Origin of the sequence: Paraglaciecola aquimarina (assembly GCF_032464635.1) — a bacterium.
Classification (GTDB): Bacteria; Pseudomonadota; Gammaproteobacteria; order Enterobacterales; family Alteromonadaceae; genus Paraglaciecola; species Paraglaciecola aquimarina.
Genome location: NZ_JAWDIO010000002.1, coordinates 3,423,786 through 3,450,601, shown reverse-complemented (window position 1 = coordinate 3,450,601; position 26,816 = coordinate 3,423,786). Strand labels below are relative to the sequence as shown.

The following is a 26,816-nucleotide window of genomic DNA, read 5'->3' as shown; positions in this document are numbered from 1 at the left end:
AGCCGTGACCTAGCTGATTGTTTGCGGGTACTCGATGTTTTGCGCAGCCAAATTTGTCCATTCTTTGCAGCCAAAACCTATACCACCGAACAACGCCAGTATTTATTACTATCCGATACCATCGGCTGCAAAGATCAACTGCAGTTTTTAGTGGAGCTATATTTCAGCGCTATGGTTTCGGCATGTAAGTTACTTTTTGGTCAACGAATTCCTTTTCATTTTAACTTTCCATTTGCTAGACCAAGATACATTCAAGAGTACGAAGTGCATTTAGGTCATAGGCTGAACTTCTCGCAGCCAATGTTGAGTATTAGCTTTGACAAAAAATGGCTAGTCACACCATGCTTGCACCGTAGTGATAGTTTAAAATGGCATGCGATGAAAAAGGCCCAAGCCAATGGCATACCAAAACACGGATTTTTAGAAGCGATTCGCTGTTACTTAACCCAGCAGCAAAGTCTTGGTCTACAACAGGTGGCAGATTTGTTTGCCATGAGCCCAGCGACATTCAAGCGTAAACTTAAGCAACACGGCTACTGTTTTCAGCAATTACAAGATGAACTTGGTAAACACCACGCGATATTTTTATTGCAAATGCAACAGCTAAGCAATGAAGAAAGCGCCAACCTTATGCACTTTAACGACATATCTAACTTTCGCCGTTCGGTAAAACGTTGGACTGGCCTCACACCCAGTCAATTAAGGTATAGCAACTAACACTTAATCTAACTCAGGCCAGTTCATTTGTTTTCTAGTTATTTATGTTACCGTACTTACATCATCAGACATGAATTTACATTGACCAGAAAGTGGGGAGGTTCAAAATGGCGCAGTGGCTAAATGCAACAGTGGTTAGCCGAATAGATTGGAATGACCATTTGTTTAGTTTGCGAGTGTCTTGTAGCGATTTTCCACCGTTCAAAGCGGGGCAATTTACAAAATTCGGCCTAGAGCAAGACGGCAAACTAATATCCCGCCCTTATTCTTTGGTTAATGGGCCCAACGATGACGAGTTAGAAATTATCGCCGTCCCCGTTGCCAAGGGCTCTTTGTCACCTAAGTTACATCAATTACAAATTGGCGATCCATTAAAAGTGATGGCACCAGCAACAGGATTTTTAGTACTCGATGAAGTGCCTAAAAGCCGTGACTTATGGTTAATGGCTACCGGTACAGGTGTTGGGCCTTTTTTATCTATTTTGGCCAGCCAACAAGTATGGCAAGAGTATGAAAATATCATCTTAGTCTATGCCGCTCGTTACGAACACGACCTAGCTTACAGCCAACTGATTAATACTTGGTCTACCCACTATGCCAGCCAATTTCATTTTGTACCCATTGTTAGCCGCGAAACTAAAGCCGGCAAGCTAAGTGGCCATATCCCAAACCTCCTCAAATCAAGATGTATTCAACAACAAGTGGGGGTAGATATTCACCCTGCTCATAGTCAAATCATGTTATGTGGTAACCCTGAGATGCTCAAAGACGCCACACAAACCTTAATTGAAATGGGCTTAACTAAACACCTTAGACGTTCATCTGGGCAAATATCTTTAGAGCGGTATTGGTGAAAACAGGGTAGGGCTTATCGAGACACCCATAAATACAAACACTACAAAGATAGCCATCGCGTTTAGTTATGGGTGTCTCAATTGGTTCTGTGGCAAATGCTTTTGCTTACTTTTCTTGGCTGTTGAAGAAAAGTCAGTCGCCCAGCAAGGATGCTGGGAGAAAACCGGCAATGGATTGCGGTAAGCGTAGCGCATAAGTGGCGAAGCCATGTCTTGTGTGCGCCGCCATGCTCCTAAAAAAGAAAAATTCTATGACGATTTATCATCAGCACTGATCCGACTAGCAATTGCCCCTTCTTGATTTTTATACTTAGCGTCAAGACGCGCGTTATAGGGTTTTTCAGCAAAATCACTCAATACTTCAAAACTAATGGCACCGATTTTCATCCCAGGTTTTAACGCTAAGGGTAATTTCCCACTGTTATAAAACTCTAAAACAATATTACCAGACCAATCTGGATCGATACGGTGTGCTGGTACGTGTACCATCAATCCCAAGCGAGCTAATGCTTATCGAGACACCCATAAATAGAAACATTGCAAAGATTGCCATCGCGTTTAGTTATGGGTGTCTCTATTGGTTTCTCTATTGGTTCTGTGGCAAATGCTTTTTCTTTTAAACTCGCAGTTCGAATCTCACGGCTAGGCACTGCTTTTAAAAGAATGGATTCCGGCTCAAAAGACTACCGGAATGACGAAAATTAAGTTTACAGGGGTTATTAATGGCGAAGCCATGCCCTGTGTGCAAAGCACATGCTTTGTGGCGCAGCCATGCTTTTGATCTCCCGCGACTCCAAGTTCACCGAGCAACGCAGACTAATAGTGGGTAAATGACAAGGATGTCATTTTAGCAAAGTTTGTAGGGAACACTTCTTTGCGACCTCTATTAGGCAAGTCGCGCAGGTAATAGAACTTGGTTGGAGGCGGGCCTCTTTTGCTTACTTTTCTTGGCTGTTGAAGAAAAGTCAGTCGCCCAGCAAGGATGCTGGGAGAAAACCCGCAATGGATTGCGGTAAGCGTAGCGCATAAGTGGCGAAGGCATGTCTTGTGTGCGCCGCCATGCTCCTAAAAAGAAAAATTCTATGACGATTTATCATCAGCACTGATCCGACTAGCAATTGCCCCTTCTTGATTTTTATACTTAGCGTCAAGACGCGCGTTATAGGGTTTTTCAGCAAAATCACTCAGTACTTCAAAACTAATGGCACCGATTTTCATCCCAGGTTTTAACGCTAAGGGTAATTTCCCACTGTTATAAAACTCTAAAACAATATTACCAGACCAACCTGGATCGATACGGTGTGCTGTTACGTGTACCATCAATCCCAAGCGAGCTAATGATGAACGACCATCTAACCAACCAACAATATTGGCTGGTAAGGTGACAGATTCTAAGGTGACGGCTAGGGCTAATTCGCCTTAGTGTAAAAAGAATGATTTGTTGGCGGCAATTTCAATTTCGTCACCCATTACATCATTCAAAGCAGCTTGTACTTCTGCTTTTGGACCACTCAAGTCGATATACGGAGCACTATGGCTTTCAAATACACGGAACTTGTTCCCCAAGCGCATATCCACCGTGACGCCACTAATTTCAGCGTATTCAGGCTGTGGAGTGATTTTAATTTTACCGTCTATTATATGTTGGTAAATGTCTTTGTCGCATAAGCGCATTCGGTTATCTCATTAGTTATCTGATTGGCTAAGGCCCCAATAGGCCAAATAAAACCTTGTTTTTAGGCACTTAGGCCCTTTAAGTAGCAGTATTTTGCAGTTTGTCTGGCTAATTGTCGATAACTTTGACTTAAGATATTTTCTGGCTCAGCAATTTGTAACGGTGTGCCTAATTCTGCATGTTGTCTAATTTGAATATCTAAAGGTAGTTGGGCCAACAATGGTAGCTGATACTTCTCTGCGAGCTTGTCTCCTCCATGCTCAGAAAAAATGGCTTCTTTGTACCCACAATTGACACATTGGTGATAGCTCATGTTTTCCACTACGCCTAGCACGGGTGTGTTGACCTTGTTAAACATGGCGATGCCTTTAGTGGCGTCGGCTAAGGCTAAGTCTTGTGGTGTGGTGACTATAACAGCGCCACTCACAGGAATTTGCTGAGCTAGTGTTAACTGAATATCGCCGGTACCTGGCGGCATATCGACAATTAAATAATCCAGTTCTGGCCAGTGCCGTTTCATTAATTAGTTGGTGTAGTGCTTTACTGGCCATGGGGCCACGCCAAACGGTGGCGTCGTCAGCGGGGACAAAATAGCCAATTGAGCTAGCCACTATACCATGGGCAGACAATGGGTCTACCCGTTTATTGTCTTGGCTTGTGGGTTGCTGGCTGGCGTTACCTAACATTAACGGAATTGAAGGGCCATATATGTCGGCATCTAACATGCCTACCTTTGCGCCTTCGGCGATCAATGCGTAGGCTAAATTTACACTAGTAGTAGATTTACCAACTCCACCTTTGCCGGATGCTACGGCAATTACATTTTTAATATTGGCAATTGGCGGGATGTTAGTTGGGGTAGGGGCTACTTGGGTGACGATTTTAACATTCACCTTATCACTTAATATAGACTCTATAGAATCGAGTACAGCTTGATGTTGTGACAAGCAAGCAAAAGGTAAGGTCACCGTTACCCTTTGATTGTCTACTTTTATCCAAGCTGCAACGCGCTCTAACGGCAGCTCAAAAAACGTGCTAATTATTTGAGTTATCTGTTGTTGGTCTATGGTTTTGTCGTTTTTACGGCCAAATAACATGTGTTACCTTAATTTTGTTTAATTGAAATCTAATTTCGTAATGCAATGAACGCTTATTTTCGCTACTATTTGCGCCCTTTTTCCTAACAAGTCAAACATACAATACGATGTCGCAAACGAATACACAGCATTCTCGAAAAATTTTAGTCACCAGCGCGCTTCCTTATGCCAATGGCTCTATTCATTTAGGTCACTTATTAGAGCATATTCAAACGGATATCTGGACTCGTTTTCAACGAATGCGCGGACATCAATGTTACAGCGTGTGTGCAGATGATGCCCATGGCACTCCGGTTATGTTAAAAGCACAACAATTAGGTATTTCGCCAGAAGAAATGGTAGGTAAAACTCGAGATGAGCACCACCAAGATCTAGTGGATTTCAATGTTGTATATGACAACTACCACATTACTCACTCTGACGAAAATAAAGCACTCTGTGAGCTAGTGTACAATCGACTAAATGAAGCGGGGTTTATTAGTCAGCGTACGATTAGTCAATTATATGATCCCGAAAAGAACATGTTTTTGCCTGACCGTTTTGTAAAAGGGACTTGCCCCAAATGTGGCGCTGAAGATCAAAATGGCGACAGTTGTGATGTGTGTAGCGCAACATACGACCCGACAGAGTTAAAAAATCCTAAGTCAGTGGTATCCGGCGCCGAGCCGGTATTGCGTGACTCTGAGCACTACTTTTTTGATTTACCGCAATTCCAAAGCATGTTGCAAGACTGGTTACAAAGCGGTGCTATTCAGCCAGAAATTGCTAATAAATTAAAGGAATGGTTTGAAGAAGGCATGCAGCAGTGGGATATCAGCCGAGATGCACCTTATTTTGGATTTGAAATTCCAAATGCGCCAGGTAAGTTCTTTTACGTGTGGGTAGATGCGCCAGTAGGTTATATGGCCAGCTTTAAAAACCTCTGTGATAGAGAGGGACTAAACTTCGACGAATTTTGGAATAAAGACTCAGACGCTGAGCTTTATCACTTTATTGGTAAAGACATCACTTATTTTCACTGCCTATTCTGGCCAGCTATGTTAGAAGGCGCTGGGTTTAGAAAGCCGACTGGTGTTAACGTGCACGGTTTTGTTACGGTAAACGGTGCAAAAATGTCTAAGTCAAAAGGCACATTTATTAAAGGCCGCACGTATTTGGATCACCTAAACCCCGAGTATTTGCGTTATTACTTCGCTTCTAAATCGAGTGATGCCGTGACAGACATTGATTTAAACTTTGAAGATTTTGCGCAAAAAGTAAATTCTGATTTAGTGGGTAAAGTGGTTAACATTGCAAGCCGCTGTGCTAGTTTTATTACCAAACGTTTTGACGGTAAATTATCCAGCCATGTGCTTGAGCCTGAATTAGTTGCCGAATTCCATCAAGCAGAAAGCAGCATTGCGGATGCTTATGAAAAACGTCAGTTTAGTCGAGCGATCCGCGAAATCATGGCGTTGGCCGACAAAGCCAATCAATTCATTGATGCAAACGCGCCGTGGGTAACGATCAAGGATGAAAGCAAACAAGACTTTACCCATGACGTATGTTCATTGGGGATTAACTTATTCCGTATTTTAGTGACTTACTTGAAGCCTGTGGTGCCAGCACTTACCGAGCAAGCTGAAGTATTTTTAAATGACACCTTAAGTTGGCAAAGTGCGCAATCGGTTTTAACCGATCATCAGATCAACAAGTTTAAAGCACTCATGCAACGGGTAGATATGGATAAAGTGAGCGCTATGATTGAAGATCTCCAAGGAAAATCTTGAACCAACAGTAGCCATAGATCCAAACAGTCCTTTGGCTAAAGATCCTATTGCTGAGACTATTAGTTTTGACGATTTCGCGAAAATAGATTTACGTATTGCGCGGATTGCTAAAGCTGAACATGTGGAAAAAGCCGATAAGTTATTACGTTTAGAGCTCGATTTAGGAGGGGAAACTCGCCAAGTATTTGCCGGTATCAAGTCAGCTTATCAGCCAGAAGACTTAGAAGGTAAGTTAACGGTGATGGTGGCGAACCTTGCGCCGCGTAAAATGCGCTTTGGCATGTCAGAGGGTATGGTACTTGCTGCGGGGCCAGGTGGCGAAGACTTATGGATACTTAATCCAGAAGAGGGCGCGCAACCAAGGTATGAAAGTGAAGTAACCTCAGAAAAATGTTCACTCGGTGACAAAATTTTCGTGTATAGCAAGGCGGATTGGCGTACGTAATAACAATTTATTGCTAGACAACCCAACACCGCTAGACACAAAAAGAGCGTCGTAGAGAGGTTCAGCTTATTCAGGATCCAGGTTAAGCAATACCAATTCCATTCAACTCTCGCTGAGTGTACATTTATTGGAGTTGGTATTGCTTGTTGCTGAATAGGCTGTAATGAGCACGAGTTATTTGTTGGACAACATACAGCTAATCCTATTCGCCAATTTTATATAGCGTATTGACTCGACTGACTGATTTTGTGAGTTCTTCACCATTTCGCCAAGTGACTGTAATCGAACGGATGGTATTTTCAGCGCCCAGTCCAAAGTGAACTTTGTCGAGTAAACTCTGAGAAAACACTTCACCGGCAGAGCCTATGCGTTTCTTGTAGATCTTACCTGATTGAGTTTTGATTGACACATAAGCTGCGAGCGGGTCTATATTGCCTTTCGGACTGTAGCCCACATCAACTAAAAGATAGTTGCCGCTAGCAGGTGTTTGGTTTTGGTATAAATACCATTTTCCTTCTTCTTCGCTGCCATTTAGTAAGTCAACCTTACCATCGAGATCGAAATCGAATGCTTGCCCCATATCGCCGTGACCAGTGTCTTTAACGTCGTGTGCACCGTGGGCCGTAGTGATATTGAATTGACCTTGGCCGTCGTTAATGAGGATCAAATCTGAAATGCGTTCGTGTAAATACCCATAGCGGTGTATAAACAGATCTTCATAACTATCATTGTTAAAATCACCGTGGGTCACGCCCCAATGATTTCCGCCTGCTGGTAAGCCCCATTGCTTAGATACATCGACGTATCCATTGCCAGTATTAAGTAACAGTACGTCGTCGACATTACGATTATTGGCTGTCCAATCGTGTTGCACACCGGTCACGTTATCTAAGCTGAATGAAATATTCCAGTATATATTCTTGTTACGCACCCATTCAGCTTGCCATTTGCCATGGCCAATATAACCAATGTAAAAGCCATTTTCTGTGCGTTCATCTGCCCAGCCTTTAGCCATTGATTGGGTTATATCCAGATCTAGCGGCGCTGTTTTCATTTCTTCGGGTACTTGACTCACTTGAAAGCCCGTGGCTTTAACGATTTTCCGTGTCTTGTTTGCACCTAAGAAAATGGGGTACTCGCCCCAATGCTGGCGAAACGTTAGATTGATATTGTTGATATTAATAGCGTTGTCAGCATCAAAGGTGATAAATGTTGAGCCTTTCTCACCGTCGTCTCGTATATCCAGTTTTTGTAAAGTGGGGTTAAAGTCAATGGATTTACTAGATAACTGGTAGTGAGTGCGGCCCTTAGCAAAGTAGAAATCGACTAAACCGTCATTGTTGATATCAAGATCGGTAGCAGCTAGGACATTACTCTTACCTGCTATTGACTCAGGGAAATACTGTGTCGTGACATCGGTAAACGTAAAGTCACCATTACTTTGCCATAGAGAGACTGGCGAATACATTAGGATGTCGTCTTTGCCATCGCCGTTAAAGTCATTCATGACCACTCGTTCACCTGAGCTCATTTCAACGCCAGCTACTCGGACTTGTTGAAAGGTGCCATCGCCACTATTTTGATAGAAAAGCTGTTGAGGGCCCTCGTAATTAGGTGTTTTAGCATTAAATAAAATTAAGTCTATGTCTCCATCACCATCTACATCAGACCACCTCGCTCCTCTACCTCGTGCTGGGGTAGTAACATGCGCTTGTTTAGATGCTTCTACAAAGGTGCCCTTGTCGTTACGTAGCAACATATAAGAGCTTGGACTGGTGCCGTTAGCTCCGCCAAAGGCAACCATAATATCTAAGTCATTGTCATTGTCGTAATCGCCAACCGATGAGCCATGGTAATCACGGGCACCGCTAAATAACTCTGTCAGTGAAACGGTGCCATCGCCATTATTCATTACCAATTGATTGGGAATAAAATTGTGGTTGTTCAATACAAAATCATATAAGCCATCATCATTTACATCGCCAACTGCAGGTCCGCCATACTTATAGGTGATTTCGGTATTGAGACCAATCTCGGCAGAAATATCTTTGAAGGTAGGCAGTGCTGTGATACTGGCATCGGTGATAGTAAAGCGATGAATTTCAATTTCTGAGCCTCTACTTTCGAGGCGTAGTTGGGTGGGGCCTGTGTGGTTAAAAGAGGTCACCACATTAATGGTTTGCTTGCCGCTTTTTGGTAAGTCTATGTTGTGCGCTAGCAGTGTATCCCCAGAAAAAACACTGATCGCCCCGAACGCTTTGTTAACGGTGACATCTAAGCTAAGCCGTTTGGTTAGGTTACCTTGAATATTGGCAACAGTAACAAAGTTGCTTGCATCATTAATAACAGCGGGATGACCGGCAGAAATAACGGTGATTGGCTGATGATCAGTCGTGGTCTGACTAATTTGCTCTGCGGTTTGACTGCAGCTTAACAAAGCTGTTGCCAATGTCGTAACGAGTATACCTTGTAATAGAGTGGACTGTTTCATGCTTACCTTTGAAATAGCAAAAATAATAGGTGCAGAAAAGTATATATGTTTTGTTAACAGTTGACTATTAAGTGTGTTGGTTGATTAGTCTTGGTTAATCGCCATCATTCGCTGATTAAATCCCCTCTATTTTGCACCTGAGAGGACCCAGAGAAAAAGCGCTCGAAAGGGGAGTCATTACTGGCAGGCTCATATCGCACTGCGCTTTAAGGCAAGCCGCGTTAAGGGGGAGTAGCCACATAAAAAAGGCCCCGCTTATTTAGGCCTCTTGGTGGGTAATGTACCTTTAACGAGCTTATTCTCATTCGTATTGGCACACTTTAGGCTAAATTTTAGGCCAATAAATTAGCGGGCTTAAATTCTACTTCAGGATCTACAAGCTTAGCTTGATCTATCTTGTCGCCACCTTTGATAAATTTAGTGCCAACTACATAGGCTTTAGCATTATTGACTGCGTCTACTGCTAAAATAGTATCGTCTTTAAAATACCAGACCGAGAATTTGTGCCCTTCGCCAAGCTCTTGTCTGACGAGGATTTTATTGTAACCTTGTGACAAACCGACCATCTGTAATTTGATATCGTATTGATCAGACCAAAACCAAGGTAAGCTATCGTAGTTGACATCTTTCCCGCATATAGAGGCCGCAGCGGTTTTAGCCTGATCCACAGCATTTTGTACCGACTCTAAACGAATGTGGCGGTCGTAGTGGGGATTGTGATGAAAACTACAGTCGCCAATTGCGTAGATATCTTTGTCGCTGGTACGTGCTGTACCATCTACTGCAATGCCGTTTTCTAGGGTTAAGCCGGCAGCAGCTGCTAGCTCTGAATTCACACGAATACCTACTCCTACAACAATGACATCGGCTTGGTATTGACTGTTATCGGAACAGTTCACCACGTTTTTACCATCAGTAGTGACGATAGATGTCACATCTTTTTGGGTCAGCACTTGAACACCGTTTTCATCATGTAATTGTTGAAAAAATTCAGACATAACCGGGGCTGTCACGCGAGCTAGAATACGTTCTTCCCGTTCTAGTACGGTTACTGTCGCACCTAGTTTTCTCATGGACGCGGCCGTTTCAAGGCCTATGTAGCCGCCACCAATGATCACCACTTGTTTGCTGTGACTTTGCTTTAACGCTTGGCGAATATTGTTTACATCGGCTGCACTACGTAGTGGATATAAATGGCTGGCGTCGTTGATCCCTTTAATAGGGGGAATAAATGGCCGAGCGCCGGTCGCTATGACTAGTTTGGTGTAGCTATGCTGCACCCCGTCACCAGTGGTTATGGTTTTATTGGCGCGGTCTATAGTTGTGATAGACACGCCTAAATTCAGTGAAATGTTATCTTTAACATAACTATCAGCTGATTTTAGTAAGTTCTTTTCTATCCCGTCGTCACTGGTTAAATAGGCTTTTGATAGAGGCGGGCGGTGATAAGGTAGAGTCGGATCTGCATCAAATAATGTTATTTCACCTTGCCAACCTTCTTTTCGCAGGGCAAATGCTAAATTAACGCCAGCATGACTGGCACCAATGACAATACACTTTTCTTCACTTACAACCATCGAGGACACCACTTTTATTAGTTAGCTACGGTCAGTTCTAGACCGTCTAGATCTTCTGTTATTTCAATTTGACAACATAAACGGCTGAATTCGTTTGCGTTATCATCTAGTTCTAACATGTCAGCTTCAATCTCACTGGCTGCGCCAGCTTGTGCAACCTGATTGGGGTTAACATGTACGTGGCATGTCGCGCACGAACATACGCCACCACAGTCGCCATCAATACCTTTTACGCCATTTTCGACCGCTAGGGCCATCACTGAGCCAGAGTCGGCTTCTAGGGTGATACTTTCGTTGTCTTGGGTAATGAATGTAATTTTTGCCATTTTTATTGTCTCGCTTATTTGTTGTTTATGCTTTATTAAATTTAACGGTTAGGCTTTCATAGCCGACTTTACGGTCAAAGTCATCCCAATGCTCGATGTTATCTTCAGCATCCAGCAAATCAATGGTGCTGACTTTTTCGCAAAGTACATCGATAAGAATGCTCAGTATTTGTCTAGCATGTGTGGCTCCGAGGCAGTTATGGTGGCTAAAGCCAAAGCCTACGTGCGGGTTCAATTTGCGATCTAGCACTATTTCGTTAGGATTTTCAAAAACTGTTTCATCACGATTAGCCGACGCCCAGCATAATGATATACGCGTATCCGCTTTGGCTGCGTGTTCACATACCTGGGTATCTTCTTTAACCACTCGGCCCATATGCGTAAGAGGCGAAAAGTAACGAATGAATTCTTCAATCGCTCGCCCTCTGATGTCCGGCTCTTCACGCAAGCGTTGCAGTGACTCAGGATGATCAGCTAGATAAGCGATGGTATTGGATACGGCGTTAATTACAGTGTCTCTGCCGCCCGCAAAGGTTAGAATTAGCACGCCTTTCGCTTCTTCTTTGCTCATTTTCTTACCATCAACTTCTGCATTTAATAACACAGAAAACAAGTCGTCAGTTGGATTAGCTAGGGCTTGGTCGAGTTTTTTGTCTAGGTAATCATATAGTACTTGCGCTTTGTTGCCGTCTAGGGCTTCGCCTTCACTACGAAATACGTGCGTGCCCCAACTGATCCATAACTCAGCGTCTGTAAAAGGCGTATTCAACAATAACGTAAGGGCTCGAGATTGCAGAATGAGAGAAAAGTTCTTGATGATTTCAACTGGCTTACCAGCCAAATTGGCCGACAACAAGTCGTCTACTATGGCATGTAGTTTCTGCTTGTATTCTGCTTCTAAGGGGCGCTTAAACCAAGGGTCAAGTAAGCTCCTAAATCCTTTATGTTTGGGCGGATCCACTTCAAAAGGGATTTGTCTAGTGGTGCGAATATTGACTTCTGAAGGTACAACTATACGCCCCGGAATATCTTCTGAGCTAAAGGTTTTGGCATTATGAGCGCACTTTCTGACGTCTTTTAATCTTAGCATCATAGTGACAGGATCATCTTGATCACTCACTTGTGCATAACCTTTTTGTTGTCTAGCTTGTACAAAAGGATCTTTAATATCGCTTTGTTTCATGACGCCCTCAATTGATTTACGTGGTTCGATACTGTTAATAATATAGTAATGTCATTAATGTGGTGTTTCTGCTATTTATTTGGCTAAAAATATCAGATATATGACTTGTTATTTATTTGTTTCAATTTGATTGAAAAACTGTAATGTTTTGATCAGGTTTTTGTTCCAATAGGGCCATTCATGGCCACCGGCCAATTCTTGATATTGATGTAAAATTTTGGCTTGCTGCAATTTTTTAACTAAGGCCCGGTTACTTTCGATCAACTCGTCGCTCGTACCACAATCCAAACGTAAAGGGGGCAGAGCGGCTTTGTTTTGTTGGCACCAGTAAACAATGTCTGATTCATTGGCATCTGCAGTTTGATAGTGAGTTAGCGGTAAATCAGTGAAAAGAGCCAGATCTTCTACCTTAGTAATAGAAGAATGGGCTGAGATACCACTAAATCGTTTGGCATACTTAGCCCCTAAACGCAGGGCGCCATAACCGCCCATAGATAGGCCACTGATATACAAATTACTATTGCTGCTGACTGAGTCCACTGTGTCAATCACGGTATTGATAACATCGTCCATGATCCACTGCTCAAAATTACCATGTTGTTGTAAAGGTAAATAGCCCGAGCCTTCCCAAATTCCGCCATCAGATGGCATCACCAAAACAAACTCGCCTAAACCTAGTTTGCGAAGGTTTTCGTATACTTGGTGGGCGCCACCTAAATCCATCCATACCCAGTTATTGCCGTACACTCCATGCAATAAGACTACTATGGGCAAATCGTTTTGTTTGCTGTATGGGTTGTACACAGTGACGTCTTGACGACGCTTTAGGTTATCTGAATGTAAAGTAAGGGTAAGTGTATTCTTACGGGCATATTTGGGATTAGATTTTTCAATGCGTGTGATAGTCATATTGTGCTATTCCATACCATCCATGATCACAACGCCTTTGGCGATTCGACCATTGAGTAAATCGTCGAACCCTTGTGCTACATTCTCTAAGGTATAAGTCTTGCTGACTAATTCTTCGAGCTTAAGCTTACCTTGTGTATATAAATCTAATACTCGCGGAAAATCTCGTTCTGGGTTGCACATACCGTAAAGCGGGTTGATGTAAATTTTATCCCATTCGAATAATTCACAGTCAAAATCAATTCGTTGCTCAATACCACTGACTTGAACCGCTGTTCCTGCACTGCGGATAAGGGTTAATGGAGCAGAGCCAAGGGCTGGGATAGCGGTACATTCGAAAGCGTAATCGGCGCCGCGACCACCATTTAATGCTAAAACTTGTTGTTTAACTTTGACAAAATCAAGGTCATCTTTATGCGAAATTATACCGTGAGTAGCGCCAAACTCTTTCGCTTGTTCAATGCGATTTTCAGCGATATCAATGGCAATAATTTTAGCCGCACCTGAGTTTTTAGCTCCTTGAATAACATTTAAACCTACGCCGCCACAACCAATAACGCAAACAGTAGAGCCTGCTTTCACATTGGCTGCGTTAACCACAGAGCCCCAGCCAGTCATGACACCGCAACCAATGATAGACGCGGCGGAAAAAGGAATGTCATGAGTAAGTTTTACCACCGCTTCTTGTCTAACCATGGCATATTCACTCATGGCACCGAGGTGGAAAGAACGTTCGATAGGCTGGTTATTATGGGTAGATGATTCTATTTTGGCGTGACCTTCAAGGCCACAGCCACATACCGGTGAATTAGTTTCGCAAATATGTACGTTACCTTCGTTACATTGAAAACAGTGTCCGCAAGGAATTGCCCAGTTGAGAATGACTTTGTCGCCAACCGCCACTTTAGTGACATTTTTGCCTACTGCGTGAACATAGCCTGCACCTTCATGGCCTACTATAAACTGCTTATCCCATGTTTGAATCGAATCCCAATCTGTGTGACATATACCAGCTGCAGCAATTTTCACCAATACTTCATTATCGGCACACTCGCCGATTTGAACGGTATCGACATGATAGTGGCCTTTGCCGTCAGAAATAACTGCTTTAGATGTGATCATAAATGGGCTCTTTAAAAAAATGTAAACATAATGAAACTGAATTGGAACATACTTTAGGGGGCGATTACTGTCAGTTATTTATGAAAAAATGTCAGATATTTGATGTTGATATGTTATTGAGTGTGGTAATTTTGATTTTTATAGCATAATCATGTGTGAATTGAATGAAGACACAAAGAGTATATTGTGAACCATTTTGTATTGAAAAGAGTCATTTATTTGAAATACATAAGGTCAGTTATCAATCTACCGATCCTTATAGTTGCTTTATGCATTTTCATGAAGTTCATGAATTTATCTTGTTTGAATCGATAACAGGGCAATACTTCTACAGTCAGGGAGAGTCAAGTCTACAGGACAATGATATTGTTTTTACGCCTGCCATAGAAACCCATAATTTTGATTGCGCTGACGGTGAAAAGTCTTGGTTCATTTTACAATTTTTGCCGACGTTATTTGAACATGAAGATTTTGTGCAGGTAAGAGGGGTGTTTAATCAAGCGCTGCATTTGCGCTTGGAGCCAGAGCATATAAGTGTGGTGCAACAGCAGGTGGCTTGGTTACACCAATGCTATCAACGTGACCCTCATAGTCCGCTGAGTCTAAATTTATTGAAAACCTTAATACTGTGGATTGCCGAATTCTCCCATCCTGTCGATTTACAAGGCAATAAACCCATTGCTAAAAGTCAAGGTTTTAAGAAGCTTCAACCTATTATCGACTTGTTTAGGCATAACCCTTCGGTTGAGTTGTCGTTGGAACAAGCTGCGGAGAAATGTTACTTATCACCCGCCTATTTTTCACGTTTGTTCAAAAGTGTGTTTCGTTGTAACTATTCACAGTACAGCTTAAAGCATAGGTTGTATAGCGCTGCTCGCATGATCAGCCAAAGTGAAAAGTCGATTACTGAAATTAGCTACGAATTGCACTTTTCAAGTCCATCACATTTTATTGCACAATTTAAGAAACAGTTTTCGGTGACCCCTAAAAAATATCGCAGTGAAGTATTTTCTAAATCTGGTTGACCAAAAATAAAATCGGTATGACTTCTTTTTTTGTAAAAAAGTAGGTAATCTAGCTGCTCAAATTTACAACATTTACTTAACAATAGGCGTGTTATGAAATCAGTACTTAGTCTTATATTTTCGGTGGCTGTTTTGGCGGGCTGTGCGATTAACGGGAAACCACAACCTAAATCATTATTAGACAAAGATTTATCGCAGTTTTCTAATATCTACAATTATGGCACAGCGAAAATGGTTGGCGATGAGTTGGTCCTTAATTCTACGGGAAATTGGTTTTTTACCACTAAGAAGCGTTATAAGAACTTTATTTTAACGGGTGAGGTACTCATGCCTGACGTTACCGAATACAGTAATTCTGGCTTTATGTTTAGAGGTGCACCTCTAGACACCAAAAAAGGCTTAGTTGCCGCTGGTTACCAAGCCGAGGTTGACCCAAGTCCACGTAAATGGAGTGGCGGTCTATATCACCAAAGTGGCCGTCAATGGTTGCACCCTGTGCATAAGACCCGCTCAGATTTAGACGCTGATTTTAAAAAGAACTTTTTGCCAGAGTGGACAAGTGAAATGGCAAATGCGTATAAACATCTTGAGTGGAATACTTATCGTATTGAATGCATTGATAGCGATATTAAAATTTATCTAAACGGTGTGCTAACTACCCATGTGTTAGATTCGAAATTAACCGAAGGCTTTATTGGTTTGCAGCATCACGGAAGCGAGAAGTTACGTAAAACAGGCAAGACCGATAACGTGGTACGTTTTAGGAATGTGTTTGTCACTGAGTTAGATTAAGTAACCTGAGCGCTGGATAAGCCGAGCTTCTGGTTGAGTATTGCGATGTCACGCTGGATAGTTTGTTTCGCTAGTATAGCGGGTAAAAATTACTAACAGCAGAGTAAAGTTTACAGAGACATGCTTCGAGTGAAAAATCTATTTCACTCAAGTGATTGTTTTACCTAGATTATTATAACTTATAAGAGTGGTCTACTATTTGCTGAATACAAGGACGTTATTTAGCTTTAGTGATAGTTGAAAATATCACTAAAATATAAGGAAAGCCATCGATGCAAAGCTCTACGCAGCATGTTGATTCATTAAGTATTCATACCTTCATTTTTTCGAAACCCGCTATATTCCTCACCATACTACTGCATGTTTTTCTGTTGAGCTTTCAAGTTGTCGGTGCGCCATTAGCACATAACAAAACGCAAGCAATGTCGGCCGAATATATGACAGGTACCAGTGATATGCATGGTATACGTTTAGCCTATCGGCCCAACTACCACACTGATTTAGACATTCCAGTTATTGGCTTAACTCGCTTGTCTTGGGAAACAAGCCTCAATCTTTTTGACTTACATGGTAGCGCAAAAAACGAAGCAACTTATGGCTTGTCATTGTCACCGATATTTTCAAAGTCCTTACCTAGCATATCGAATCAATATCCCCTAACCCTGAAGTTTGGTATAGGTGTGGCTTATGTCCATGAAGAAAAGTTCGGTGGAGTAGACATAGGAAGTTTTTATCAGTTTGAAGATCGTATTGGTCTGCTGATGGGGTTAGATGAACAGCAGCATTCTGAACTTGCCTTACGCTACATTCATTATTCCAATGGCGGATTTAATACTACCAATCCAGGGCTCGATTTCTTAAGTATTGCCTACTTGCGCCGTTTTTAGAAATTAATTGTTTTATCAAATAATAGTCTACCTTACACATAACCGAATTAACGCTTAGAAGGGGTATCCAAGTGAACGCATCAAATCAGAATATTTCAACACTGGTTGTTAATGGTAAAGAATACAACTATTTCGATCTGTCTTCATTAAATGTAGATATTAAACGCTTACCTTTGACGGCAAAAATCTTATTAGAAAACCTACTACGTCATAGTGATCAGCCATATGTGCAGGTAGAAGACATACAAACCTTAGCGAATTGGGATACAAGTACTGCGCCTAGCACCGAAATAGCCTTTGTGCCTTCAAGAGTGGTGTTGCAAGACTTTACTGGCGTCCCAGCTGTGGTCGATTTAGCTGCAATGCGTAATGCAATGTTAGATCTTGGCGGCGATCCCAACAAAATTAATCCACTTAAACCTGTCGACTTGGTTATTGATCATTCCATTATGGTGGACGATTTTGGTCATGCTGATTCATTTCAGCGCAATACCGAAATTGAAGTCGTGCGCAATAAAGAGCGTTACCAATTTTTGAAATGGGGACAAAAGGCGTTTGACAACTTTAAAGTTGTGCCGCCAGGCAAAGGCATAGTGCATCAAGTGAATTTAGAATACTTAGCCAGAGTCACCTTTATTGATGAACAAAATGATACCCCTATGCTTTATCCTGACACGTTAGTCGGAACTGATTCTCATACCACAATGATTAATGGATTAGGCGTACTGGGTTGGGGAGTGGGTGGAATTGAAGCTGAAGCGGCCATGTTAGGACAGCCTGTAACTATGTTAATTCCTGAAGTCATTGGCATGGAATTAACCGGTCAATTACCGGCCGGGACAACAGCGACGGATTTGGTTTTAGCCGTGACCGAACAATTGCGTCAATTTGGCGTGGTTGGCAAGTTTGTGGAGTTTTTTGGTGCAGGAGTAAAACACCTAACCGTAGCAGACAGAGCAACGTTGGCTAACATGTCACCTGAGTACGGAGCGACCTGTGGTTTATTTCCAATTGATCATCAAACCAGCAATTATCTTAAGCTAACTGGACGCAGTGAACAGCAGATTGAAATTATAGAAGCCTATGCAAAAGCACAGGGAATGTGGGGCAGTGAAGCACAAGCTGATGCTGAATATCACGATATATTGGCTTTAGACTTAGCGACGGTAGTGCCAGCCATTGCTGGGCCGAAACGCCCGCAAGACAGAATAAATCTAAATCAAGCTGCTAGCATGTTTAATGATTGGGTCGCAGAACAAAAAGAGTTGGCGCTTAAACCTGATAATCAACAAAAAGCACGTTTTGAGCATGAAGGTGGGGCTGACAATATAGGACAAAAAACATCCGTTTGTTACAGACACAATGATCAAGATATTGAGCTTCATGAAGGTGCGGTAGTGATTGCCGCTATTACTAGTTGCACCAATACGTCTAACCCTTCGGTGCTAGTGGCAGCTGCATTGTTAGCAGAAAAAGCCAATAAGTTAGGCCTTAAGGTAAAACCTTGGGTGAAAACCAGCTTTGCGCCTGGCTCTCAAGTGGTCACAGAGTATTTGAACAAAGCGGGATTATCTAAAGAGTTAGATAAGTTGGGTTTTCATTTAGTGGGGTATGGTTGCACTACTTGTATCGGAAACTCAGGGCCGCTACCAGCGGCAATTTCAACCGCCATTAGAGAGGGCGATTTGACAGTGACTTCGGTGTTGTCAGGCAATCGAAATTTTGAAGGTAGAATACACGCCGATGTTAAAGCGAATTATCTGGCATCACCACCTTTAGTGGTTGCCTATGCGTTGGCAGGTAACATGAATATTGATATTAGCAAAGAGCCTCTCGGCATGAGTGATGCTGGAAAGCCGGTGTACTTAAAAGATTTGTGGCCATCTCAACAAGAAATCCAAGATATTGTTAGTCGAGTGGTAGATAAGTCTATGTTTGCTGATAAATATGGTTCAGTGTATGACGGTGGTGATATTTGGCAAAATTTAGCGACGGTCGACGCAGATATTTATGATTGGCCAGACAGTACCTATGTGAAAAAACCAACCTTTTTTGACAATATGCCCGTACAGCCTGAGCCTACCAAAGCCATTGTTAATGCTCGCTGTCTGTTAAAATTAGCCGATAGTGTAACCACGGATCATATATCACCAGCTGGCTCGATTGGCAGACAAACCCCAGCAGCGGATTATTTGCGTCAGCATCAAGTTGAAGCAAAAGATTTTAACTCTTATGGTTCTAGGCGTGGCAATCATGAAATTATGATGCGGGGTACCTTTGCTAACATTCGCCTCAAAAACCAACTCGCTCCGGGGACTGAGGGAGGGGTTACCCGTAAACAACCTAGTGGCGAACAAATGACTGTGTTTGTGGCGGCGCAGCAATACATTGCTGAAGATATTCCCACAATTGTTATTGCGGGGAAAGAGTACGGCACGGGGAGTTCTCGAGATTGGGCGGCAAAAGGTCCATTGTTATTAGGTGTAAAAGCAGTGATTGCTGAGTCTTATGAAAGAATTCATAGGTCGAATTTAATTGGAATGGGCATTTTGCCTTTGCAATTTATGCCTAGGTGAAGGCGCGCAAACTTATGGTGTAGATGGTCCCGAGTTATTTTCTATTGAAGCGATTGAAGCGGGTCAGAAGCAGGCGACAATTGAGTTTGAAAAATCTAATGGCGACAGAAAAAGTTTCTCTGTTAACATTAGAATTGATACTCCTAATGAATTCGAATACTTCCGTCATGGCGGGATTTTACAATATGTTCTCAGATCACTATTGTAAGTCGTGTAGTCATATCATAAAAACGTATCGACATAGATGCTGGACATACCTAGTCCTAGTGTGAGTTAAAAAAACAAGCCCAATTCAGTTGGGCTTTTTTGTGGTCAGAATGCAAAGAGTAGTATTTATTCACCATTATAAATGCGCTCTAGCGAGTTTTTTTGCTAGACATTTCTATCTGAAGTAAGTAAATTGTTAATTAAATTGTATCTATAATAGATTCAAAATTAATGGTTAGGTAATAGTAGAATATGAGTGGCATAGATATTGGTGTTATTTTTCTCTTCTCTTTTTTAGTTTTTGTTTGTGGCATGAGTTTTTCTAAGTCCGGCAAAAATATGAAATCGTTTTTCTCTGCCGGCGGTGCATTGCCATGGTGGATGAGTGGCTTGTCATTATTTATGAGTTTTTTCTCATCAGGTACCTTTGTGACTTGGGGAGCCTTAGCCTATAGCAATGGTTGGGTGGCTATAACGATTCAATGGACTATGGCCATCTCTGGTATTTTAATTGGTTTTTTTATTGCTCCAAGGTGGCAGAAAACCCATGCATTAACGGCGGCGGAGTTTATTAAGAACCGCTTTGGTTACAAAGTGCAGCGAACCTATACCTACATATTTTTAGCGATTGCCAGTTTTTCTACTGGCGCGTTTTTGTATCCAGTAGCAAAAATACTAGAAGTGAGTACTGGGATCCCAATTACCGCCAGTATTATTGTGTTGGGCATTCTTATTTTGGCTTACACCGCTGTAGGTGGTTTGTGGGCCGTGATAGTTACCGATATATTGCAGTTTGTAGTGTTAACAGCGGCAGTGTTGATTGTTGTGCCATTGGCATTTGGAGAAATTGGCGGCGTCTCTCAGTTTATTGCAAAAGCCCCCGAAGGTTTCTTTAATTTAGTGAATGAAGAGTTCTCTTGGAGCTTTATCGTCGTTTTTGGTTTATACAACTTGTTTTTTATCGCTGGAAATTGGCCATATATTCAACGATATACCAGTGTCGCAACGCCCAATGATGCAAAAAAAGTAGGCTGGTTATTTGGTGGCTTGTATGTTATTTGTCCCGTCATTTGGATGATACCGCCTATGATATACCGTGTGCTGAATCCCGATTTGGCTGGTCTTGCAGACGAAGGGGCCTACTTATTAATGTGTAAACAGGTTTTACCTCTTGGCATGTTGGGGCTGATGTTAGGTGCGATGATATTCGCCACGGCTAGCTCGGTAAATACTTCTCTAAACTTATCGGCAGGTGTATTAGCAAATGATGTATATGGCTATTTTAGACCTAAAGCGTCAGACAAAGAACTCGTTAAAGTAGGCCGAATAGCCACTATTTTACTGGGAACTATTACCATCGTTATCGCCTTATTGGTGCCATATATGGGAGGAGTGGTTACATTTGTCTTTGCGATGGCTGCGATTACCGGTGGTGCATTATTTTTGCCGCCTATCTGGGCGCTATTTTCTCCTTATCAAACAGGCAAAAGTTTGCTGACCGTCACACTGATTACGTTGGCAGTTAATATGCTATTCAAATTTGTTTTACCCTACATTTCCGATATTTCACTCGATCGCAAGAATGAAACCTTTTTAGGCATTTGCTTACCGATAGTGCTGCTGAGCATTGCCGAAATTTATGTCAGACTTAAACATAAACGTACAGGCGTCGTCGCCTGGAAAACAAGCCAAGTAGGTCAAGAGCCAATTAATCAGCAGAACGATGTAGACGTTGAGCAAGGGCCAGAATTAGTAGCGAATTCTGCTGATAATAATTTGGGGGTACGGGTTATAGGCTGGGGTATCGCCAGCATTGGCATTTTGATGGGGGCATTGATGTTAGTGGCCGAGCATAGCCAAGTTTATGTTGCAGGCATGGGCTTCATTATTCTTTGTATCGGTGGCTTTATATTGTCGAAAAACCCAAAGATAGCCAATAGCGAGTGTAAGTGATAATGAAGAGTAATCAGTCAGTAAAAGATGTTAAAGGCTTTCCATGGGATATTCCACAGGTGAAACCCGAGCGACCTTTGAGCTCGGCGATGGCTCGCTTATATGATAATTATGCGACTCCAGGCCAGAAGATAATCCTCTATTTTCTAGTTTTAAATATACCCGCCTAGAGGGGTTTGACTATAGTGCTAGTGACGGCACAATATCACGGCGAGATCCGTCAAAGGTTATTTTCGTGGATGGCCAATATTATGTTTGGTATACAAAACGTAATACTGTAGCGCCCCCTCAAGGTGCAGGAAAACATACGGATACCAAGCCTTCCACGGACTGGGATCTATGTGAAATTTGGTATGCTACCAGTATTGATGGATTTAGTTGGCAAGAGCAAGGTGTCGCCATTGAAAGGCCGTGTAAGCCAAACGTGGGCTGGCGTTCAGTTTCTACGCCCGATATCTTGCTTTGGGAAAACAAGTACTATCTGTATTATCAAGGCTTTCAAGAAGCAAGTGGTACCAAAGGTGATCATTGCCCTGTTACCGTTTCTGTCGCTGACTCTCCAGACGGGCCTTGGACGAGTGTGAATGAAGTTGTCATATCAACCGGCAACGCTATGGTGAGTGGGATCAATTTTCCATTCATGATCCTTATCCATTGATATATAAAGGTAAAATCTACTTATATTTCAAAGCTGCATACGGCGATAGGCCCGACTATTTAGTCGGAAATGGTCTAGCGATCGCTGATCACCCATTAGGACCGTTTAACAAACACCCATTGAATCCTATTTTAAACTCAGGCCACGAAACTACCTATTTTCCTTTTGCTGAGGGAATTGCTGCGTTTGCTATTCGTAATGGGAATGAAAGTAATAGTATTCAATATGCAGCCGATGGAGTGAATTTTGAATTAGCGGCAAATACTGCGTTAATGCCTATAGCTGCAGGTCCTTATGTGCCTGATGCATTTACAAGTGAAGGTCAGGGGCAGGGGATTACGTGGGGATTAAGCCATTTTTCATGTACAAAAGATCCGTCTAGCAAACATAGTTTTTTAGGGCGTTTCGATTGTGATATTCGGCCCTTGCCAATTAAAAAGCAACAGAAATGAAAAATACAGAAATTATTCATGATCCAAGTGTGTATTTTGCACAAGGCTTAAGTGAAGAATTAAAGCGTAGTAAAATGCCTGAATGATTTGCCTTATACCCATACATATTGATAAACGCTCGCTCTGAATGCCCCCCAGCGGTTTTTAAACAAAGTGTCGTTGTGAGGCAATAGATACGCCTTTTCTAATTACCGATAGCTAAGTCAAACGCGGCACAGGCACACCTTCAGGATCATTTTAAACACGCTGATTTTACTCTTACGAACTCGATGGCGTATTAGCTTTTTCTAGTCATGGAGCATCCGTATCTTTATTCTTAAGGCCTCACCGCCATTCAATTTAAAGTGATAGCGGTGTATTTCGGCTTTCTGTTATTTGTCTTTAACTTCTTCTATGACTTAATTGGCTTGTCCTATAAGTGCTGATTGATAGTCGTCTTAGGCCAACAGTTAGCAACAAGGGCTGTAGGGTTAAGAACTGAAAATTGCACTCAACAGGCTCTTTTAATTGACAATTTGCGTAGCATTAATAGCGATTAATTTAGTTCAGTTAATCCGGGGTTGGCCTGATTGGTCAGGCCGCTTTACCTTTTGGTAGTATCATATATAATGATTTCTTCGATGCCCAGCAATTAAATAGATGAGCGACATTGAAATAGGTATTGTTCGCCAGATGGTCGGTGCTTTTCATTGTTCGTATTAGGCTATATTGACACCACTCTTTACGAGGAGAGTGATTGAGAAAAAATGTTTTGCATAGCTTGGCAGAGAAAAAGTGGTCGATTTTTGCTAACTCTATATAGCTTAGAATATGGGGCAACAACGAATCTAACCAAGATGAATGAAGCAACGAATAATAGTTGTCGAGGAATAAATGAATACCAAACACACTCCATATAATTTGCATCCAGATCGGTTATTTAGTAGTGATACTAAAGAGCGCGAAATCAGTAAATTGTTGTACAACAGCGTAAAGTCGTTGCCTATTGTTAGTCCTCATGGTCATACCGATCCAAGGTGGTTCGCTGATAATGATAATTTTAGCAATGCGACCGAGTTGCTTATTATTCCTGATCATTATGTTTTCCGTATGCTATATAGCCAAGGAATTGGTCTTGAACAGTTAGGTATTAGAAGGGTAGATGGCAGTTCTGCTGAAGTGGACTTTTTACAGGTGTGGAAAGTATTTGCTCAACATTATTATCTTTTCCATGGGACGCCTTCGCGTATTTGGATGGATTATGTATTTTGTGAAGTATTCGGTTTTTCGGTTGAATTGAATGCTGAAAATGCTGAGTTTTTTTATCATAAGATTAATGCAGCATTGGCAACCGATGCGTTTCGGCCAAGAGCACTATTACAACAGTTCAATATTGAATTATTAGCGACTACCGAAGGCGCTACTAATTGCCTAACACACCATAAAAAAATTAAGCAGGATGGGCTCAACAATACGGTTATCACAACCTTTAGACCTGATGATGTGATTGATCCGCAAGTGAAAGGTTTTAGTCGAAATATTGAAGTGTTGGGTGAATTAACTAATGAAGACACCCATAATTGGCAAGGCTATTTACACGCTTTACGTCAACGCAGAGAATTCTTTAGGGCCCATGGTGCCACTGCCACCGATCATGGACATGCTACTGCCTTAACCGCCGATTTATCCAGCCTTGAGTGCCAACGCTTATTTGAGAAAATTATTAGCAAAACAGCGTCTAGCGAAGAGCAAGAGTTATTTCGTGCGCAAATGCTGACGGAAATGGCGGGTATGAGTTTAGAAGATGGAATGGTATTGCAACTTCATCCTGGCGTGCACAGAAATCATAATACATCGGTTTTTCAAACTTTTGGTGCAGATAAGGGCTGTGATATTCCGGTTAATATAGAATATGTGAATAGCTTAAAACCTCTTTTATCCAAGTATGGTAATGAAACAAAATTACGCTTTATATTGTTCACCTTGGATGAAAGTAATTACACTCGTGAACTTGCACCATTGGCAGGTCATTATCCTTGTCTAAAATTGGGCCCTGCATGGTGGTTTAATGATTCCCCCGAAGGCATGTTACGTTTTCGTCATCAAGTGACCGAAACTGCTGGTTTTTATAATACAGTGGGTTTCAATGATGATACCCGAGCATTTTTATCTATTCCGGCTCGTCACGATGTGGCACGAAGAATTGATTGTCGATTTTTGGCTAAATTGGTTGCTGAACATCGACTTAGTGAAACTGCAGCCTTTGAACTGGCTAGAGATTTATCCTATAGATTGGCCAAAGAGGCCTATCAGGCCGCAGACTTTTAAGAGAAATGATATGATTTACATAGTTATGGGGGTAAGTGGTTGCGGTAAATCAACCATAGGCAACTTGTTGGCAAAACAACTCAGTTTACCTTTTTATGATGCTGACGATTTTCATTTTCCACAGAGCATTAAAAAAATGGCTAGCGGTACGCCACTGACCGATGACGACCGCAAACCTTGGTTATCTTTGTTGGCTAACAATATTGCTGACTGGGAAGTTAAGGGGCGCGGTGTTGGCTTGTTCCGCATTAAAGCAAAGCTACCGAGATATACTGCGATCTACTACAGCCGATAAGGTTACCTTTATCTATTTAAAAGGTGAAAAAGTCTTTGCTAGCCTGGCGCTTAAAAAGTAGAGGTGATCACTTTATGCCCGAGACACTATTAGATAGCCAATTAGCGACATTAGAAGAACCTAAACAAGCTATTATAGTGTCACTAGACAATACCGTAGATGATATGCTGTCTCAAATTACAAAGGCAATTAAATAATGACTTATCCTATTCATCATGTTGATACAGATAACACTATTTCAGATGAAGATCTAAAATCTGTAATCGATGATTTTATTGCTCAAAAAGCGAGTCACGCTAAGAAAATATTGGTACTGCCCCTGATATCACCCGTTTTTATTCTAAAGCTGGGTTTATTTCAGCATATATTTATCAGCAACTAAAAGAGCAGGCTGATATTTTCTTTTTACCAGCTTTAGGCACGCATGAACCCATGTCGAACGGTGAAATAGATAACATGTTCGGCAGCGATATCCCAAAAGAACGCTTTCTTCCGCACTTTTGGCGCACCGACGTTGAAGTGCTGGGGGAGATAAGCAGTGAACGAATTGCCGAGTTGTCAGAAGGCAAACTGGATTACACCATGCAAGTTGGCGTCAACAAGTTACTATTGGATGAGTCATGGGATTTGATTATTTCAGTAGGACAAATCGTGCCACACGAAGTAATTGGCATGGCCAATTATACTAAGAATATTCTTGTGGGTGTCGGCGGCGAAGATACAATTCATAAGTCTCATTACTTAGGTGCTGTATATGGCATGGAACGGATTATGGGCCGCACCTACACACCTGTAAGAGAAGCGCTGAATGAAGGTTTTGATACATTTTTACGCCATTTACCTATCGAATATATTTTGACGGTTTTAGGCAAGAAGCAAGACAAACTGGCCTTACAAGGCGTGTATTGTGGCAATCAAGTTGAAACTTATGAAGCTGCTTGTGAATTGAGTCAGCAGTTGAATCTAAATTTATTAGATAAACCCATTAAAAAAGCCATTGTGTATCTCGAACCAGCAGAATTCAAAACCACATGGCTAGGGAATAAAGCAATTTACCGTACCCGTATGGCCATGGCTGATGATGGTGAGTTAATCGTGTTGGCTCCAGGTCTACACAGATTTGGTGAAGACATGGAGATTGACCAACTGATCCGTACTTATGGTTATAAAACAACTGATGAAACCCTTGTTGCAGTGAATAACAACCCAGAGTTAGCCAGTAATTTGTCTGCTGCTGCTCATTTAATTCATGGTACAACTAATAATCGTTTTAACGTAACCTATTGCCCTAAAGATGGGTTAACCAAAGAAGAAGTTGAGTCTGTGAATTACCGATATTGTCATTATGATGAAATGGTGAAACGTTATCCGCTGGAAAAGCTCAGCAATGGATGGAATACCTTAGATAACAAAGAAGAGGTGTTTTATGTCAGCAATCCGGCGTTGGGCCTATGGGCAACAGCAGAAAATTTTAATAAGTAGAAAATGTAGATAGAGTC

General features: G+C 41.9%; 19 protein-coding genes and 5 pseudogenes. 15 read left to right on the top strand and 9 right to left on the bottom strand.

What is annotated here, in order from left to right; genetic code table 11:
- The first annotated feature begins 21 nt into the window (after positions 1-21).
- Both RS130_RS17130 and RS130_RS17125 read left to right on the top strand, forming a co-directional pair.
- Entirely contained in the window at positions 22-717 is a 696-nt protein-coding gene (locus RS130_RS17130) for a helix-turn-helix transcriptional regulator (protein ID WP_316026937.1), read from the top strand.
- A 107-nt stretch (positions 718-824) separates the two neighbouring features.
- The gene (locus tag RS130_RS17125; RefSeq protein WP_316026936.1) at positions 825-1,571 is read left to right on the top strand and encodes a ferredoxin--NADP reductase; all 747 of its coding nucleotides are present in this window, start codon (positions 825-827) and stop codon (positions 1,569-1,571) included.
- 249 nt (positions 1,572-1,820) lie between these two features.
- Here RS130_RS17125 and dcd (RS130_RS17120) read toward each other — a convergent pair.
- The 3 pseudogenes from dcd (RS130_RS17120) to apbC all read right to left on the bottom strand — a co-directional run.
- Positions 1,821-2,081 (bottom strand): annotated as a pseudogene (gene dcd / locus RS130_RS17120) (dCTP deaminase); the annotation flags it as partial.
- A 570-nt stretch (positions 2,082-2,651) separates the two neighbouring features.
- Positions 2,652-3,245 (bottom strand): annotated as a pseudogene (dcd, locus tag RS130_RS17115) (dCTP deaminase).
- A 62-nt stretch (positions 3,246-3,307) separates the two neighbouring features.
- Positions 3,308-4,343 (bottom strand): annotated as a pseudogene (apbC, locus tag RS130_RS17110) (iron-sulfur cluster carrier protein ApbC).
- Positions 4,344-4,450: 107 nt separating this feature from the next.
- On the opposite strand from apbC, the pseudogene metG reads away from it, so the two are divergent.
- A pseudogene (gene metG, locus RS130_RS17105) lies at positions 4,451-6,492 on the top strand (methionine--tRNA ligase).
- A 267-nt stretch (positions 6,493-6,759) separates the two neighbouring features.
- On the opposite strand, the gene RS130_RS17100 reads toward metG, so the two are convergent.
- The 6 genes from RS130_RS17100 to RS130_RS17075 form a co-directional block, all read right to left on the bottom strand.
- Complete coding sequence (locus RS130_RS17100; RefSeq protein WP_316026935.1) at positions 6,760-9,048, bottom strand: CRTAC1 family protein; 2,289 nt, start codon at positions 9,046-9,048, stop codon at positions 6,760-6,762.
- A 332-nt stretch (positions 9,049-9,380) separates the two neighbouring features.
- Positions 9,381-10,625, bottom strand: coding sequence for an NAD(P)/FAD-dependent oxidoreductase (locus RS130_RS17095; RefSeq protein WP_316026934.1), 1,245 nt, complete (start codon positions 10,623-10,625; stop codon positions 9,381-9,383).
- Between the two features lie 17 nt (positions 10,626-10,642).
- Positions 10,643-10,951 (bottom strand): 2Fe-2S iron-sulfur cluster-binding protein, encoded by a 309-nt coding sequence (locus tag RS130_RS17090; RefSeq protein ID WP_316026933.1) that lies wholly within the window; start codon positions 10,949-10,951, stop codon positions 10,643-10,645.
- 25 nt (positions 10,952-10,976) lie between these two features.
- Positions 10,977-12,134: a cytochrome P450 gene (locus tag RS130_RS17085; protein ID WP_316026932.1), complete on the bottom strand. Its 1,158-nt coding sequence runs from the start codon at positions 12,132-12,134 to the stop codon at positions 10,977-10,979.
- Positions 12,135-12,242: 108 nt separating this feature from the next.
- On the bottom strand, positions 12,243-13,043 hold the full coding sequence (locus RS130_RS17080) for an alpha/beta hydrolase (RefSeq protein ID WP_316026931.1): 801 nt from the start codon (positions 13,041-13,043) through the stop codon (positions 12,243-12,245).
- A 6-nt stretch (positions 13,044-13,049) separates the two neighbouring features.
- Positions 13,050-14,165, bottom strand: coding sequence for an alcohol dehydrogenase catalytic domain-containing protein (locus tag RS130_RS17075; protein ID WP_316026930.1), 1,116 nt, complete (start codon positions 14,163-14,165; stop codon positions 13,050-13,052).
- Positions 14,166-14,329: 164 nt separating this feature from the next.
- Here RS130_RS17075 and RS130_RS17070 point away from each other — a divergent pair, with 164 nt between their 5' ends.
- The 12 genes and pseudogenes from RS130_RS17070 (at position 14,330) to RS130_RS17015 (ending at position 26,799) form a co-directional block, all read left to right on the top strand.
- Positions 14,330-15,190, top strand: a complete 861-nt coding sequence (locus RS130_RS17070) for a helix-turn-helix transcriptional regulator (RefSeq protein ID WP_316026929.1) — start codon at positions 14,330-14,332, stop codon at positions 15,188-15,190.
- A 93-nt stretch (positions 15,191-15,283) separates the two neighbouring features.
- On the top strand, positions 15,284-15,982 hold the full coding sequence (locus RS130_RS17065; RefSeq protein ID WP_316026928.1) for a 3-keto-disaccharide hydrolase: 699 nt from the start codon (positions 15,284-15,286) through the stop codon (positions 15,980-15,982).
- A gap of 272 nt (positions 15,983-16,254) precedes the next feature.
- Positions 16,255-16,869, top strand: a complete 615-nt coding sequence (locus tag RS130_RS17060) for an acyloxyacyl hydrolase (RefSeq protein WP_316026927.1) — start codon at positions 16,255-16,257, stop codon at positions 16,867-16,869.
- 71 nt (positions 16,870-16,940) lie between these two features.
- Positions 16,941-19,653 (top strand): annotated as a pseudogene (gene acnA, locus RS130_RS17055) (aconitate hydratase AcnA).
- A gap of 251 nt (positions 19,654-19,904) precedes the next feature.
- Positions 19,905-21,605 carry a sodium:solute symporter family protein gene (locus RS130_RS17050; RefSeq protein ID WP_316026926.1) on the top strand — a complete coding sequence of 567 codons (1,701 nt, stop codon included), beginning with the start codon at positions 19,905-19,907 and terminating at the stop codon, positions 21,603-21,605.
- A 235-nt stretch (positions 21,606-21,840) separates the two neighbouring features.
- A complete protein-coding gene (locus tag RS130_RS17045; RefSeq protein WP_316026925.1) occupies positions 21,841-22,263 on the top strand; it encodes a glycoside hydrolase family protein in 423 nt (140 codons plus the stop codon).
- Positions 22,260-22,715 carry a glycoside hydrolase family protein gene (locus RS130_RS17040; RefSeq protein ID WP_316026924.1) on the top strand — a complete coding sequence of 152 codons (456 nt, stop codon included), beginning with the start codon at positions 22,260-22,262 and terminating at the stop codon, positions 22,713-22,715. The genes RS130_RS17045 and RS130_RS17040 overlap by 4 nt, the downstream gene beginning before the upstream one ends.
- Positions 22,716-23,588: 873 nt before the next feature.
- Positions 23,589-25,022 carry a glucuronate isomerase gene (uxaC, locus tag RS130_RS17035; RefSeq protein ID WP_316026923.1) on the top strand — a complete coding sequence of 478 codons (1,434 nt, stop codon included), beginning with the start codon at positions 23,589-23,591 and terminating at the stop codon, positions 25,020-25,022.
- Between the two features lie 10 nt (positions 25,023-25,032).
- Positions 25,033-25,317, top strand: a complete 285-nt coding sequence (locus RS130_RS17030) for a gluconokinase (RefSeq protein WP_316026922.1) — start codon at positions 25,033-25,035, stop codon at positions 25,315-25,317.
- A 74-nt stretch (positions 25,318-25,391) separates the two neighbouring features.
- Positions 25,392-25,514, top strand: a complete 123-nt coding sequence (locus RS130_RS17025; protein WP_316026921.1) for a hypothetical protein — start codon at positions 25,392-25,394, stop codon at positions 25,512-25,514.
- A complete protein-coding gene (locus RS130_RS17020) occupies positions 25,514-25,699 on the top strand; it encodes a hypothetical protein (RefSeq protein WP_316026920.1) in 186 nt (61 codons plus the stop codon). Before RS130_RS17025 ends, RS130_RS17020 begins: the two co-directional genes overlap by 1 nt.
- Positions 25,624-26,799, top strand: coding sequence for a nickel-dependent putative hexonate epimerase (locus RS130_RS17015; RefSeq protein ID WP_316028089.1), 1,176 nt, complete (start codon positions 25,624-25,626; stop codon positions 26,797-26,799). Before RS130_RS17020 ends, RS130_RS17015 begins: the two co-directional genes overlap by 76 nt.
- Positions 26,800-26,816 lie beyond the last annotated feature (17 nt).

Coding starts and splice junctions, on each gene's coding strand:
- RS130_RS17125 (WP_316026936.1), top strand. CDS start 825: ATGGCGCAGTGGCTAAATGCAACAGTGGTTAGCCGAATAGATTGGAAT.
- RS130_RS17100 (WP_316026935.1), bottom strand. CDS start 9,048: ATGAAACAGTCCACTCTATTACAAGGTATACTCGTTACGACATTGGCA.
- RS130_RS17095 (WP_316026934.1), bottom strand. CDS start 10,625: ATGGTTGTAAGTGAAGAAAAGTGTATTGTCATTGGTGCCAGTCATGCT.
- RS130_RS17090 (WP_316026933.1), bottom strand. CDS start 10,951: ATGGCAAAAATTACATTCATTACCCAAGACAACGAAAGTATCACCCTA.
- RS130_RS17085 (WP_316026932.1), bottom strand. CDS start 12,134: ATGAAACAAAGCGATATTAAAGATCCTTTTGTACAAGCTAGACAACAA.
- RS130_RS17080 (WP_316026931.1), bottom strand. CDS start 13,043: ATGACTATCACACGCATTGAAAAATCTAATCCCAAATATGCCCGTAAG.
- RS130_RS17075 (WP_316026930.1), bottom strand. CDS start 14,165: ATGATCACATCTAAAGCAGTTATTTCTGACGGCAAAGGCCACTATCAT.
- RS130_RS17070 (WP_316026929.1), top strand. CDS start 14,330: ATGAAGACACAAAGAGTATATTGTGAACCATTTTGTATTGAAAAGAGT.
- RS130_RS17065 (WP_316026928.1), top strand. CDS start 15,284: ATGAAATCAGTACTTAGTCTTATATTTTCGGTGGCTGTTTTGGCGGGC.
- RS130_RS17060 (WP_316026927.1), top strand. CDS start 16,255: ATGCAAAGCTCTACGCAGCATGTTGATTCATTAAGTATTCATACCTTC.
- RS130_RS17050 (WP_316026926.1), top strand. CDS start 19,905: ATGAGTGGCATAGATATTGGTGTTATTTTTCTCTTCTCTTTTTTAGTT.
- uxaC (WP_316026923.1), top strand. CDS start 23,589: ATGAATACCAAACACACTCCATATAATTTGCATCCAGATCGGTTATTT.
- RS130_RS17030 (WP_316026922.1), top strand. CDS start 25,033: ATGATTTACATAGTTATGGGGGTAAGTGGTTGCGGTAAATCAACCATA.
- RS130_RS17025 (WP_316026921.1), top strand. CDS start 25,392: ATGCCCGAGACACTATTAGATAGCCAATTAGCGACATTAGAAGAACCT.
- RS130_RS17020 (WP_316026920.1), top strand. CDS start 25,514: ATGACTTATCCTATTCATCATGTTGATACAGATAACACTATTTCAGAT.